A 13188-nucleotide genomic window follows, 5' to 3' on the forward strand; every position below is an offset into this window, starting at 1 on the left:
CCTCCGTGGAATAGTGGAGGAGAGGCGAATCGCCCTTCCGCGAAGGGCCGGTGGCCTCGAAGGGAGGCAGGTCCGGTGTCCGTGAGAGCACTCGAGACGACGACCGTGACTTCGCTGGTCGAAGACGCCGCGGCGGCTCCGTCCATGCACAACGCGCAGCCGTGGAGATTCCGGTTCCTGCGCGCAGACGACGCGTTCCAGGTGTACTCGGATCTCGAGCGCGCCATGCCGCGGGCCGACCCCACCACGCGCGGCCTGCACCTGGGTTGCGGCGCGGCCCTGTTCAACCTGCGCGTCGCCATCGCCCACGCCGGCTGGGCGGCCGTCACCGAGCTGCTGCCCGACCCTGCGGACCCGCGCCTGCTCGCGGTGGTTCGGCTGACGAGCCCCACGCTCACGGACGACGGCCCGGAGGAGGATCTCCTCCCGCTGTACCCGGCGATCGCCCGCCGCCACACCAGCCGTCAGCCGTTCACCGGCGAGGCGATACCCGAGGCCATCAAGGACTCCTTGAGCGCCGCCGCGCTCCTGGAAGGGGTGCGACTGGCCTTCCCGGACGTGTGGCATATACACACACTGCTGGACCTGGTGCACGACGCCGAGGGGCGCGACGACATGGACGACGCGGCGTCCGAGGAACTGAGGCGCTGGACCCGTGTGGGCCCGGAGTCGGAGAAGACGGCGAGGGACGGGGTGCCGGAGTACGCGTTCGGCCCCCGCAGGCTCTACGGCAGGGGAACCGTGCGCGACTTCGCCGGCAGGGGCCTCGTTCCCGGCCGTGCGACCGCCGCGTTCGAGGACGCGCCTCAGCTCGCCATCCTGGGCACCGTGAGCGACAGGCCCCGGGACTGGCTCATGGCGGGCCAGGCCATGGAGCGCGTCCTGCTCGAGGCCACCCTCGACGGGCTCGCCACGTCCCTCACCTCCCAGGCCCTCGAGTGGCCCGAACTCCGGTGGACCGTGCGCGATCCGCAGTCGGCGATGGGATTCGTCCAGATGGTGCTCCGGCTCGGATACGGCCCCGCGGGCCCCGGCACGCCGCGCCGCCCCGTGGACGACGTACTCGAGATCGTCTGAGCTTCTGCGTTCCCGCGAGCCCGACGACCCGCGGGAACGCACTCCCGTGCCAGGCGACCCCGCCGTTCCCGGTCACCGGTCTCCCCGCTCGTCGGGGATCACCGCCACGGGGCAGCCGGCGCGCCGCAGGGCCGTTCGGCCGACCGTTGCGGGCAGGGCCGCGCTCCATCCGCCCCGGCGCCGCGTACCGATCACGACGAGTCGGGCCGACGTGCTCGCCTCGACGACGGCCCGCCGCGTCCCGCCCCGGACTCGGGGGCGGTGCACGGTGACGTCCGGGTACCGCTTGCGCAGCGCGGCCAGCGGGTCGTCGGACCGGCCCCGGGTCCGGCCGTTCCGCGCCGCGAAACCGTTCAGCACGACCACGTCCGTCCCGCGGGCCGACGCCTCGGCGAAGGCGAACTCGGCCGCTCGCCGACCGAGGTGCCCGTCGTCGCAGGCGAGCAGGACGGGACCGTCCGGATCCGGCCTGCCCCGGACCATCAGCACCGGAGAACCGCCGTGGACGGCCAGCCGGGCAGCGACCGAGCCCCGTCGTCGTCCGCTGCCGGACCGGGCCGGGGGCCGGCTGCCGACGACGGTGAGCGACGCACGGTGCGATTCGGACTCCAGCACCGTCGCGGGTTCCCCCATGAGGACCGCGCGCGTGACACGCACGCCGGGCGCGACACCGCGAGCCCGGCGCACGGCCTCCGTCAGCCCGCCGTGCGCCGGGCCGGCCGAGCCGTCGGCCCGGATCCCGTCCGGGTCCCACGGAGCGATGCCCGGCGCCACACGGGCGGCCGGCCAGCCGCAGGCGTACGCCAGCCGTAAGCCCACGCCCATGCGGTCGGCCTCCCGTGCGGCGGCCTCCACCGCGGCCATGCTCGTCGTCGAGCCGTCCACTCCCACCAGCACGGGCCCGCTCATGACGGGTCCCCCCTCTCCACTCGCGCTCCGCTCGCATATCTCAGGACCGAAGCGGCGCCGCGCCGCCCGCAGCCGGGCAGCCTCGGGCTGTCGGCCCCCTCGGGGCGGGCGGCCCGGTCCGCTTCCTGACTGCACGGTGCACTGCACAGGCGCCCGCCCGGCAGGGGCCGGTCGGCCCCCGCAGCGCACCGTCCGGCCCGGCGGCGCGTGGCGCGGGGCGGGTGGGGGCGCGGGGCGAGTGCGGGCGCGGTTGTGCCCGCCACACGGAGACGTGGCTCCCGTCAGTCCGGCTCCATGTAGGGGCGCCGGAACACCGGGGCCTGGCCCGTCCCCCACGGGCGTACGGCTGCCAGCGCCCGGGCCACCGCGGACTCCAGCGGGCCACCGGTGTCGACGGCGACCGCCTCGGGCCACGCGGGTTCCCGGGCCGCCATGGCGGCGGCGATGTCGAGGCCGGCGTCGGACGGACCGGAGGCGCGCGTGCTCAGGCGGGCCGCCGACACGTCCTGCGGAACATGGCAGTGCAGGGCCACCAGATCGGCGCTGGTGCGTTCGGCCACGCGCCGCACCGCCTCACGCTGTGCCGCGTCGGACCAGGTGGCGTCGAGGACGACCGACTCACCGGCGGACAGCAGGGCGGCCGCCCGGTCGAGGAGCGCGGCATAGGTCCTGGCCGTCCACTCCGCCGTGTACAGGCCCTCGCCGTAGCCGGCCGACGCGGACTGCTCCGCGGGAATGCCCGCCAGCTCCTTGCGGACGCGGTCGCTGCTGAGCAGAGTGACCCCCAGCCGGTCGGCCAGCGCACCGGAGAGGGTGGACTTCCCACTGCCCGGCAGCCCGCCGACGACGGTCAGGCCGACGGCGGAGGTGCGCAGATGACGCAGCGCCGTCGCGGCCAGCCGTCCTGCCGCGGCCCGCGCGCCGGGCGCGCCCTGGCCGGCCGCGATCAGGGAGACCTTGGCGCGGACGAACGCGCGGTAGGCGACGTAGTGGTGGCGCAGCGACGCGGGGGCGGGGTCGCCGGAGTATTCGCCGTACTGCGCGAGGAAGTAGGCGGCGGCCTCCGGGACGCCCAGCTGTTCCAGGTCCATGGCGAGGAAGGCGGCGTCGTCCAGGCCGTCGACGTAGCGCAGCCGGTCGTCGAACTCCAGGCAGTCCAGGACACGGGGGCCGTCGTCGAGGCAGAAGACGTCCTCGGCGAGGAGGTCTCCGTGGCCGTCCACCACCCGCCCCTGCTCGATACGGGACGCGAACAACCGCTCGCGGCCGGCGAGATAGCGCCGCACCAGTTGTTCCGTCTCGGTGATCTCCGCGGGCCCGTAGCCGTCGTCGGCCAGCGCGTGGACCTGCTCGAAGCCGGCCTCCCACCGCGACGACAGGGCGTCCCGTGTGCCCTGCTCGTCCACCTCGGGGCTCCGGGGCGCCTCCGCGTGCCAGGCCGCGAGGCGGCGGGCGAGGGACCGGAGGACGTCGTCCAGGACGGCGCCTTCCCGGACCAGGCTCGAGAGCCGCCGGTCCGCTGGCATGCGCCGCATCACCACGAGGGGTTCGGGCGCCTCGGCGTCCGGGCCGCTGAATTCGCCGAGACCGAGATACACGTCGGGGGCGAAGCGGCGGTTGAGAGCGATCTCGCGCTCGCACGCCGTCCTGCGCGCCGCCCGCGTGGTGTAGTCCAGGAACCCCAGGTCCACCGGCTTCTTGACCTTGTAGACACGGTCCCCGGCGAAGAACACGACCGCCGTGTGGGTCTCGCAGACCTCCGCGCGCGGCGGCTGCCGCACCTGGCTCCCGGCCTCAGTCATGAGGGACGACGGCGACGGGGCAGCGCCCGTGGTGGATGGCGGCGTGAGCGACTGGACCGATGTGGGGCGTCCGGCCGTGGCGGTTCGCACGCCGGCCCACGACCAGCAGCCCGGCGCCCTCGGAGGCCTGGACTCCCGCCTTGGCGGGGTTCACGAGACGTACCCTGTCCACCACCTCCACCTGCGGGTACTTCTCGCGCCAGGGTCGCAGCACCCTGCTCAGCTCCTGCTGCGCGTCCCGGGTCAGCCCCTCGCTCACCTCGTGATCCACGCCCCAGGGCACCCGCGCGTGGAACGGCACGCTCCGGCCGTGCGCGGCCACCAGCGGAACGTTCCTGGCCGCCGCCGAGTGGAACGCGAAATCGAGCAGGCCGTCACAGGATCCCTTCAGCTTCAGCGCCACGACCACGGGGCCGGCGGGCGCCGGACGCGCATGCGCGTCCCCCTCGGCGCGCACGAGGACCACCGGCCGCTCCGCCCGTGCCACGACCGGCAGGCTGACCTCACCCATGAAATAGCTCTCGACGGTCCCCAGCCCATGGGAGCCGAGCACCGTCATCTCCGACTCCTTCGCCGCCTCGAGCAGCGCCTCCTGCGCGTCATTGGCCACGAGGCTCCCCACGACGGTCAGGCCCGGGTGGCGGGCCTGCGCCTCGGCCCGTGCCGTGTGCACCAGGCGCTTCGCCCAGTAGTTCTGATCGACCGTGGAGGAGGCGTGCGCGGGCTCCGGCGTCAGCAGGGGCCACGCATGCAGCAGCCGCAGCGTGAGCCTGCGCCTGTCGGCCTCGTCGGCGGCCCATCGGGCGGCGGCGAGACTCTCGGGTGAGCCGTCGAGGCCCACGGTGACGACCGATTGCATGGCGGCGGCCTCCGTCTCGTTGCGAAGCGGGGATACGACGGGGGATGACGGGGGACGAGCCCGACGGCGGACTCGCGCAGGAAGCCGCCGACCTGCCGAACGCGGTGCTTCCTCCTTCGAGAATTACCCCGATCCCGCCCCGCCGCATGTGGAACCGGGCCGGATACCGGGCCCCAGGGACCTTCGGCCCCATGCCCCGCGCCCGTCGCCGTCCGACGGTGGTGGGAGGTGGCGGGGGACGGACCGCGAGTGGCTGGAGGGCGACTCATGGACGCACAAGGCTCGCCGTACACACCCGGTCCGCCGTCGAGGCGCGGCGAGGACACCGCCAAGGGCGCGAACTCACTGAGACGCACCTCCGACAGGTTCGAATGCTGGTTCCGCCGCGTCCTGTTGGTCGTTCTCGTCGTCGGTCTGCCGATGGCCTCGGTCAGCGCGGGGCTGGCGGCGTACGAGGCGTCGATGCGCAGCGTACGGGTCCAGGCGGCGGAACGTCATCAGGTCACCGCCCGGCTGACGTCGGCCGTCAAGGGCTCCGACTGGGCGAAACGGCCGGCACAGGTCCGCTGGACCGACGCCGACGGCACCGCGCGGACCGGATCGGCCCTCGTGAAGCCGGGAACGTCCAAGGGCGCCGCGGTGCGTGTCTGGGTCGACCGGGCCGGAAACGTCGTCACCGCGCCGGCGACCACGCTCAACGCGACCGCCAGTGGCTGGCTGATCGGCGGGATGACGGCCTTCGGTGTGGCCGCCGGGTCCTACGCGGCCCGGGAGGGAATGCGCCGGGTCCTGGACCGGAGAAGGTACGCGCAGTGGGACGCCGAGTGGGACCTGGTCGAACCCCGGTGGTCCGCACGCTTCCGCCGGTGACCAGCGCCTGCGTGCCACGTGCGGCGGCCCGTCGCACGTGGCACGTTGGATATCAGCACCACTCCGAGGAAGGGCGGCGTCATGAAGGCTCACCTCGGCGATCAACTCGTCATCGAGCAGACGAGGTCCGCCGGCGCCAGGCGTGACGGCGAGATCGTCGGACTCCATCACGAGGACGGGACTCCGCCCTACGACGTGCGCTGGTCGGACACGGACGAGGTGACGCTGGTCTTTCCCGGTCCCGACGCGCACATCCGCCATCTCGAACACGGAGCTGCACGCGAACAGCAGCCCGGGGCGGCTCCCGCCCCTGCCGGCGCCGCCCCGTCCGAGGTGGAGGCCGAGCCGCACGTGACGGGCCGCAGCGCCGACGTCGGCCGACGCGTGGCCGTCGAGCGCCGGAGACGGAATCTCAGCCGCGAGGAGACGGCGCGCCGCGCCCGCATGTCCCCCGGCTACCTGGCCTATCTGGAGGAACGGCCTGCCGACCCGAGCATGGCGACGCTCATCAGACTGGCCGACGCGCTGGGCACCACCGTCTCCGCGCTGCGGGGCGCCGGAACGGATCTGCCCCCGGGGCTGGGACAGGCGATGCTCCATCCCGAGCTGCGGGACCTCGACCCGGAGGAATGCCGCGCCCTGCTCTCCACCCACGGGGTGGGGCGTGTCGCGGTGTCGGCGCCCGACGGCCCGGCGGTCGTTCCGGTCAACTACGACGTCGTCGACGACGCGATCGTCTTCCGGACCGCGCCGGACTCCACGCCCGCGGCGGCCGTCGGAACGGAGGTCGCCTTCGAGGTCGACCACATGGACGAGGCACTGAGCCAGGGCTGGAGCGTCCTCGCGGTCGGCCCCGCGAGCGTCGTGACGGAGCCCGGGGCCGTGCACAGCCTCACGGAACACGCCCACACCACGCCGTGGGCGGGGGGTGAGCGCCAGATGTGGGTGTCGATCCGGCCCGCACACCTCACGGGCCGCCGCATCACCGCGGCCGACGGCTGAGCCGACGACACGGATGAGCCGACGGACGGGGCGGCGGGCCGTCGAGCCGGCCGCCCGATCCGTCGCATCCGCCGGATCCGGCGGATCCGGCGGATAAGAGCGGTGAGCCGTCGTGTTCGGTCGTGCCGTCGTGTGCCGTCGTGTTCAGTCGTGCGGGACCAACGCGACCGGCCGGCGTACGTGGTGGAGCAGCGCGTGGGCCACCGGACCGGTGTGCGGACCGAGCGGGGCACGCCGTCGGCGGCGGCCCACCACGAGGAGCGCGGCCCCGCCCGCCGCCCGTGCGAGAACGTGGGTCGCGTGGCCTTCGTGCAGGTTCTCGCGGACGACCACGCCGGGGTACTTGGCGCGCCAGGGTGCGAGCACCTCCGTCAGCGCGCGCTCCGCCTCCTCCCGGATCCGCGCGCGCTCCTCGACGCCGGGGACGCCTTTGGTGAGCGGCACGTGCCAGGCGTGCACGACGCGCAGCGGCGCCCTGCGGAGCTCGGCCGCGTGGAACGCGAAGTCGAGGACGTCGCCGCAGGGTCCGGCGGTGTCGACGGCGACCGCGACATCACGGCAGGGCGTGGTGGCCGACGCCTTTCTGGGACCGTCGGGAAGGTGTTCGTCCGCCGCCGTCTCGCCCGCCCGGACGAGAACGACGGGGCGTCGGACGTGGGCGACGACGTGCAGGGCCACCGACCCGGACAGGAGCCCGCCGACGGCGCCCGCCCCCCGTTCCCCGATGACCAGCAGCTCCGCGTCCTCCGCCTCGGCGAGGAGCGCGGGACCCGGCTGTCTGCGGACCTGCTCGGCCGCGATGTACAAGCCCGGGTACCGCTCGTTCAGCATGTCCAGGGCGCCGCGCAGGACTCTCCGTGCGTGGTACTGCGGTGCCCGGATCTCGGGCAGATCCGGGCAGGCGTCGTCGTCGGGCAGGCCCTCCCAGGCGTGCACGAGACGGAGCGGCAGTCCGCGTCGAAGGGCTTCCCTGGCCGCCCAGTCGGCTGCGGCGAGGCTCTCCTTCGAACCGTCCAGGCCGGCCACGACTGGCCTCGTCATGACGTTCGCCTCCTTCTCTAGAGATGGGGCACGACGGCCACGGGGCAGCCGACGTGGTGGATCACGGCATGGGTGACCGGTCCGGTGCGCGGGCCGACCGGCCGTTCGGCGAGGCGGTGGCCGACGACGAGGAGACCCGCGCCGGTCGAGGCCCTCGTCAGCGCGGTCGTGGGCTTGTCGTCCACCACCGTCTCCAGGACTTCCACCTCGGGGTACTTGTCACGCCACACCTGGAGTACGGCCTTGAGGAATCCCAGCCACTCCTCGCCCTGCCAGGTGTTCTCGACCAGTCCGACGTCGCCGGGGCCGAGGCCGACAGGGGTGGCCGTGTGCCAGGCGTGGACGGCCCGCAGGCGGGCGTGCCGGAGCCGGGCGGTCTCGAAGGCGAACTCGATGACCTCGTCACAGGCCTCCTCGAGGTCGATGGCGAGCACGACGTCCCGATATCCGGAATCCGTCGAGGCGCTTCCGTCAGCCGCCGCCACGTGTTCGTCGGCCGCCTCCTCGTCCGCCCGGACGAGGACGACGGGACGCGTCGACCGCGCGACCACGCCGAGTGCCACGGAGCCCACGAGGAATCCGGTGAAGCCGGTCAGTCCGCGGGAGCCCAGGACCATCAGGTCGGCCCGTTCGGCCGCCTTCAGCAGGGTGGCCGGGGCCGGGCCCTCCGTCTGCTCGAGGGTGAGGGGGACGTCGGGGCACTCGGCGCGGACGCGCTTCTCCGCCTGGCGCAGCGAGCGCCGGGCCAGATGCCGCTGGGCGGCGTCCGCGATCTCGCGCTCCTGCCCGCGGGGGTGCCGTTCCCAGGCGTGCACCAGGTGCAGCGGGCGGTGCCGCCGCTCGGCTTCACGGGCCGCCCATGCGGCGGCGGCCAGGCTCTCGGGGGATCCGTCGACTCCTGCGACAACGGGCGAAAGCATGTCGGCACCTCCAACGATCGGTCTGTCGTCCGGTACCAGCGTCACGCCGCGGTCCATGCGGGGGCAGAGGCTGCCCGGTCCGCTCCAAGGGCCGTCCGGCCCCCTTTTCGCGACGGCTGCTCCATGACGCCCGCCGCCCCGGGACGCCGGGCGCCGGTCCCCCGGACGTGGCCGAGCCCCGCGTGGAACCGTCGGCGTGCGTACGCGCATTCCTCGCCCACGGGTTCGGCCGTGCGGGGGGGGGTGTGTACGTGCGCAGGGGGATGCGCCCGGGATCCACCGCGCCGCCGCACCGGTCGGCGGCCGCACGAGGGGCGGATGGGCCCTCGGCGGGGACGACCGGCCCCTGCCGCCCGCGCGGCGACGGCCGGAAGGTGGAGTCGAGGGCCCTGCAAGGGGTTCGTGACCACTCCCCCACGAAAGCGAGGCTCAGCCATGAAGCCCACGAGGACGGGCGCGCTCATGGTCGGCGATGTCGTCACCGCGCGGTGCGACACGCCGTTCAAGGAAGTGGTGCGTCTGCTCGAAGAGCACCGCATCAGCGGTCTCCCGGTGATCGACGGGAACCGCAGGGTCATCGGTGTGATCTCCGGGTCCGACCTCGTGCTGCGTCAGGCTCGTGAGCCGGGGTCCACCGGCGTGCGGGCGCGCTGCCGGCGTCTGCTCGGCGGCCGTGCCCGGCACGCCGCCGCCGGGAGCCGCGGCAGAACGGCCGGCGGCGTGATGTCGACCCCCGCCGTCACCGTGCGCGCCGACGCCACGGTCTCCGAGGCCGCCCGGCTCATGACGGAACGCCGTGTCGAGCGGCTGCCCGTGGTGGACGAGGACGGCTCGCTCGTCGGCATCGTCACGCGCGGAGACCTGCTGCGGGTCTTCCTGCGCGCCGACGACGACATCCGGCGGGACGTGGAGCAGGAGGTCCTCGTCAACACGCTCTGGCTGGCCCCGCACACCGTCGAGGCGGTCGTCCGGGACGGTGTGGTCACCCTCACCGGACAGCTGGAGCGGCGCAGCGACGTCCCCGTCGCCGTCGGTATGACGCGGCGGCTGGACGGCGTCGTCGACGTCGTCGACCACCTCTCCTACCGTCTCGACGACAAGCATCCGCAACCCGCCGGTCTGGCTGTGCACGGCGTCGCCGACGACTGGCTGCGCAAGCTCTGAGCCGGTGCTCCGCCGCGCCGGGTCGTCTCCCGCGTCCACCCCGGGGAGAAAGGACACAGGTCATGATCCCCATTCTTCTGATCGCAGCCGCCGTGCTGGGCGCCTGTCTGGTGTTCGGTTACAGCTCGTTCGTCGTCGGCCTCGCGCTGATGGCCGTCGGCGTCCTGGGGCTCGTCGCCTTCCTGTCGACGCCGGGCACGGTTCTTCGGCCCGGTGAGCGGGAGTTCGTCGAGGAACGGCACTACTTCGGCAGGAACGACGACCACCACGAGTTCCGCAAGTGATCGGCGCCGTTCGAGCCGCCCCCGGCCGGATCGGCTCCGGTCCGGCGCGGGGCGGGGCGGGGCGGCTCACCGGACCTCGCCCGATCTCTCGAGGAGGAGTCATGAGCACCAGCCCGCACGTCGTGAGTGACGTGATGACACGCGCCGTGGTCGCCGTAGGCCGCGACGCGCCGTTCAAGGACATCGTCCGGCTCATGGAGCGGTGGAAGGTCAGCGCGCTGCCCGTGCTGGAGGGCGAGGGCCGGGTTGTCGGGGTCGTCTCGGAGGCCGACCTGCTGCTCAAGGAGGAGTTCCGGGACGACCTTCCGGACCTGTTCACCCAGCGGCAGCGCCTGTCGGACCTGGCGAAGGCCGGCGCGCAGACCGCCGAGGAGGTGATGAGCAGTCCGGCGGTCACCGTGCACGGCGCCACCACGCTGGCCGAGGCGGCACGCATCATGGCCAGGCGCGAGGTCAAGCGGCTGCCCGTCGTCGACGACGAGGGGAAGCTCGAGGGCGTCGTCAGCCGCTCGGATCTCCTCAAGGTGTTCCTCCGGGACGACGAGGATCTCACCGAGGAGGTGCGTCACGAGGTCGTCGAACGCCTCTTCCCGCTGCCCGCCGACCACATCCGCGTGGAGGTCCACGAGGGGGTCGTGACCCTCACGGGTTGGGTGGACGGCCCGGAGCTGATACCGGTGGCCGAACGTCTGGCCCGCGCGGTCGAGGGAATCGTCGATGTCCACTGCCGGCTCGCCGGTGCGAGCGGCGCCCGTCTGCAGGGGTGAGGAGACCCACGCGGCCGAACGGCGTGCACGCCCCTTCGCGTGCACGCCGTTCGGCCCGTTCGGCGGTCGGCCGCCTGTTCCGGCCTCCCGCGCGCCCGTGCTGGAGTCACCGCTGGAGTCCCCGAGTGCCAGTGGGTGGGCCGGAGAGTGCCGACCGGGTTCCGCACCTGCGCTTCCCCGTGTCAGTCGTGCGGCACCACCGCGACCGGTGCGACGGCGTGATGCAGCACCGCGTGCGCGATCGGGCCGATGCGGCCGCCAACCAGCGCATGGCTCTTCTTCCGGCCGACGACGACCAGCGACGCGTCGTGCGAGGCGTGGACGAGATGGCGGCCCGCGCTGCCGACGACGGCCTGTGCGCGCACCTCGACGTCGGGGAACTTGTCCTGCCACGGGCGCAGGACGTCGCTCAGTCCGTGCCGTGTCTCCTCCGCCAGGTCGGCGCTGAGCCCCGAATCGAGGACGGCGCCGTAGCCGTAGACGGTCGCCGGGTTCCAGCCGTGGACGACCCGCAGGCCGGCCGCGCGACGGCGGGCGGTCTCGAAGGCGAACTCGACGACGGCGTCGCCCGGTTGCTCCAGGTCCAGCCCCAGCACCACGTCACGGTACGGGGTCGTCCCCGACCCGGCGCCCGCGGCGTCCGGCAGACGCTCGTCCTCGGCGTGCGCATCGGCCCGGACGAGGACGACGGGCCGCTCGGAGCGCGCCACCACGGCGAGGGCGACGGAGCCGACCAGGAACCCGGCCACCGTGCCGAGGCCCCGGGAACCGAGAACCAGCAGTTCCGCGTCCTCCGCTGCCGCCAGCAGGGTGGGGACGGCCTCCGTCTCGGCGTGCCGTGTCGTGATCCACAGGCCGGGGTGACGTTCCGTGAGCCGGGATTCCGCCTCGCGCAGCAGCTTGGCGGACCAGTCACGGTGGGCTTCGATCGCGCCCGGCGCCGGCACCCCCATGTAGGGGACGTACAGGGAGCCCAGTGCGTCTTCGGCGTGGAGGAGACACAGAGGTGCCTCCCGTTGTGCCGCTTCGCGAGCGGCCCAGTCTGCGGCGGCCAGGCTTTCGGGCGAGCCGTCGAGACCGACGATGATGGCGGGCATGTGCGGACCTCCTTCAGGGATGCACCACCAGTCTCCGAGCCGCAGACGTGTCCCAGGAGGGGCCGGAGGTCCCCGCCGGGAGCCGATCGGCCCGGCGAAGGCGTCGCCGTTCAGCACGAGGGGCCGGGTACCCAGGTACCCGGCCCCTCGAAGGCGCTGTCCGCCGGGCGCATCAGGAGTGGACCGGCATACGGTGGTCGCTGCGGTCCGGCCCGCTCGACACCCTCGGCGCCGCACTGTGTGCCCGATGGCGCGGCAGCCGGTCTGCCAGGCGGGCGAAGACCGTGGCCAGGACCCCCGTCAGGCCCACCGCCAGCAGGAGCAGTACCGCGAATCGTTCCCAGAACTCCGGCGTGAGACTCGTGCCCATCGTGCTCGCCCTCCCTCGTCAGGTCCTTCTCCCTGCCACCAGCCAACTCCTCCGCGGCTCGGAGCACATGAGCCGAGGGGGCCCGAGCGAGGCGCGCAACGGCCCTTCTGGGGGGCCGCAAGGCCGGGAGACCGGCCTTGCGGGGGTCAGGGCGCACGCGCTTCGGCCGCACGGTCCGGGACGACGGCGTCATACGGCCCGGCAGGCAAGCAGGGCGGCCCGGCCGGCAGGCGGGCGAAGCGGCGGGCGGCAGCCGAAACGGGGTGGGGCGCGTCGGACGGGGTCGGAGCCGTCCGGGCCGCGGTCTCCTCGGGAGGGGGCCGATCGGCCCTGGCGGTCGTGCGGTCCCGGTGGTGTGCTGGAGGTGGCGGGAAGGACCCGGCAAAGGCGCGGAGAAGCGGCCCTCGCAGACCGCGCACCGCGCGATCAGGATCCGCGAGAAGCGGGTGACGTCCTTCCCGCCCCGCTCGTGCCGGAGCCCGTCGAGGCCCGGCTCGCAACAACGGTCAGGCCCGGCGTCCCGGAACCGGGATGCCGGGCCTGACCGACGCGGGCGTCAGGCGGGGCGGATGTTCTCCGCCTGCGGGCCCTTCTGGCCCTGGGTGACGTCGAACTCGACCTTCTGGCCCTCCTGCAGCTCACGGAATCCCTGGCTGGCGATGTTGGAGTAGTGGGCGAAGACGTCGGGGCCGCCACCCTCCTGCTCGATGAAGCCGAAGCCCTTCTCGCTGTTGAACCACTTCACAGTGCCCTTGGCCATGACTGTCTCCTTCGAGGGAAACCGGGCGCGCGCCTTGCGCGTCCGGGAGGTGATCGCCCTGGTCCGGAGAGGCGCTGAACAGCAAGAACGCCCGCGACGGCGATCACGGGCGAACAGAACTTCGGAACCACGACTGCTGATCACAACGCTATAACGGCCCGGCGGCGCCCGCCACCTGCGACGCGCCGAAATCACCCCCCGAAATCGGTGCCCGGCATCTGGTGACACGGCGGCGGAGGCCGGCGCACAGACGCCCTCGAGGCAGT

14 protein-coding genes are annotated in these 13188 nt (G+C 73.6%); 6 read left to right on the forward strand and 8 right to left on the reverse strand.

Going from position 1 to position 13188, the window contains the following annotated elements:
• The first annotated feature begins 75 nt into the window (after nucleotides 1-75).
• Nucleotides 76-1077 carry an Acg family FMN-binding oxidoreductase gene (locus IE239_RS11815; RefSeq protein ID WP_190149201.1) on the forward strand — a complete coding sequence of 334 codons (1002 nt, stop codon included), beginning with the start codon at nucleotides 76-78 and terminating at the stop codon, nucleotides 1075-1077.
• Nucleotides 1078-1149: 72 nt separating this feature from the next.
• Here IE239_RS11815 and IE239_RS11820 read toward each other — a convergent pair whose 3' ends face one another.
• From IE239_RS11820 to IE239_RS11830, 3 genes are all read right to left on the reverse strand, one after another.
• Entirely contained in the window at nucleotides 1150-1986 is an 837-nt protein-coding gene (locus IE239_RS11820) for a universal stress protein (protein ID WP_190149202.1), read from the reverse strand.
• Between the two features lie 281 nt (nucleotides 1987-2267).
• Nucleotides 2268-3788: a bifunctional aminoglycoside phosphotransferase/ATP-binding protein gene (locus tag IE239_RS11825; protein ID WP_190149203.1), complete on the reverse strand. Its 1521-nt coding sequence runs from the start codon at nucleotides 3786-3788 to the stop codon at nucleotides 2268-2270.
• The gene (locus tag IE239_RS11830; protein ID WP_190149204.1) at nucleotides 3781-4647 is read right to left on the reverse strand and encodes a universal stress protein; all 867 of its coding nucleotides are present in this window, start codon (nucleotides 4645-4647) and stop codon (nucleotides 3781-3783) included. Before IE239_RS11830 ends, IE239_RS11825 begins: the two co-directional genes overlap by 8 nt.
• 267 nt (nucleotides 4648-4914) lie before the next feature.
• On the opposite strand from IE239_RS11830, the gene IE239_RS11835 reads away from it, so the two are divergent.
• Nucleotides 4915-5517 (forward strand): Rv1733c family protein, encoded by a 603-nt coding sequence (locus tag IE239_RS11835; RefSeq protein ID WP_190149205.1) that lies wholly within the window; start codon nucleotides 4915-4917, stop codon nucleotides 5515-5517.
• Nucleotides 5518-5598: 81 nt separating this feature from the next.
• The gene (locus tag IE239_RS11840) at nucleotides 5599-6519 is read left to right on the forward strand and encodes a pyridoxamine 5'-phosphate oxidase family protein (RefSeq protein WP_190149206.1); all 921 of its coding nucleotides are present in this window, start codon (nucleotides 5599-5601) and stop codon (nucleotides 6517-6519) included.
• 144 nt (nucleotides 6520-6663) lie between these two features.
• On the opposite strand, the gene IE239_RS11845 is transcribed toward IE239_RS11840, so the two are convergent.
• Nucleotides 6664-7560, reverse strand: a complete 897-nt coding sequence (locus IE239_RS11845; RefSeq protein WP_190149207.1) for a universal stress protein — start codon at nucleotides 7558-7560, stop codon at nucleotides 6664-6666.
• A 17-nt stretch (nucleotides 7561-7577) separates the two neighbouring features.
• Complete coding sequence (locus IE239_RS11850; RefSeq protein ID WP_190149208.1) at nucleotides 7578-8480, reverse strand: universal stress protein; 903 nt, start codon at nucleotides 8478-8480, stop codon at nucleotides 7578-7580.
• A 435-nt stretch (nucleotides 8481-8915) separates the two neighbouring features.
• Between IE239_RS11850 and IE239_RS11855 the strand changes: the two genes are divergently transcribed.
• The 3 genes from IE239_RS11855 to IE239_RS11865 all read left to right on the forward strand — a co-directional run bounded on the left by IE239_RS11855 (nucleotide 8916) and on the right by IE239_RS11865 (nucleotide 10695).
• Nucleotides 8916-9644, forward strand: coding sequence for a CBS domain-containing protein (locus IE239_RS11855; protein ID WP_190149209.1), 729 nt, complete (start codon nucleotides 8916-8918; stop codon nucleotides 9642-9644).
• A gap of 62 nt (nucleotides 9645-9706) precedes the next feature.
• Complete coding sequence (locus IE239_RS11860) at nucleotides 9707-9928, forward strand: hypothetical protein (protein ID WP_190149210.1); 222 nt, start codon at nucleotides 9707-9709, stop codon at nucleotides 9926-9928.
• Between the two features lie 101 nt (nucleotides 9929-10029).
• The gene (locus tag IE239_RS11865; RefSeq protein ID WP_190149211.1) at nucleotides 10030-10695 is read left to right on the forward strand and encodes a CBS domain-containing protein; all 666 of its coding nucleotides are present in this window, start codon (nucleotides 10030-10032) and stop codon (nucleotides 10693-10695) included.
• 182 nt (nucleotides 10696-10877) lie between these two features.
• Here the strand turns inward: IE239_RS11865 and IE239_RS11870 are convergent, their stop codons facing one another.
• From IE239_RS11870 to IE239_RS11880, 3 genes are all read right to left on the reverse strand, one after another.
• Nucleotides 10878-11792 carry a universal stress protein gene (locus tag IE239_RS11870; protein WP_190149212.1) on the reverse strand — a complete coding sequence of 305 codons (915 nt, stop codon included), beginning with the start codon at nucleotides 11790-11792 and terminating at the stop codon, nucleotides 10878-10880.
• Nucleotides 11793-11964: 172 nt separating this feature from the next.
• On the reverse strand, nucleotides 11965-12162 hold the full coding sequence (locus tag IE239_RS11875; protein WP_190149213.1) for a hypothetical protein: 198 nt from the start codon (nucleotides 12160-12162) through the stop codon (nucleotides 11965-11967).
• Nucleotides 12163-12718: 556 nt separating this feature from the next.
• Nucleotides 12719-12922 carry a cold-shock protein gene (locus tag IE239_RS11880; RefSeq protein WP_069768673.1) on the reverse strand — a complete coding sequence of 68 codons (204 nt, stop codon included), beginning with the start codon at nucleotides 12920-12922 and terminating at the stop codon, nucleotides 12719-12721.
• Nucleotides 12923-13188: the final 266 nt, after the last annotated feature.

Source organism: Streptomyces humidus (assembly GCF_014649655.1).
GTDB classification, from domain to species: Bacteria; Actinomycetota; Actinomycetes; order Streptomycetales; family Streptomycetaceae; genus Streptomyces; species Streptomyces humidus.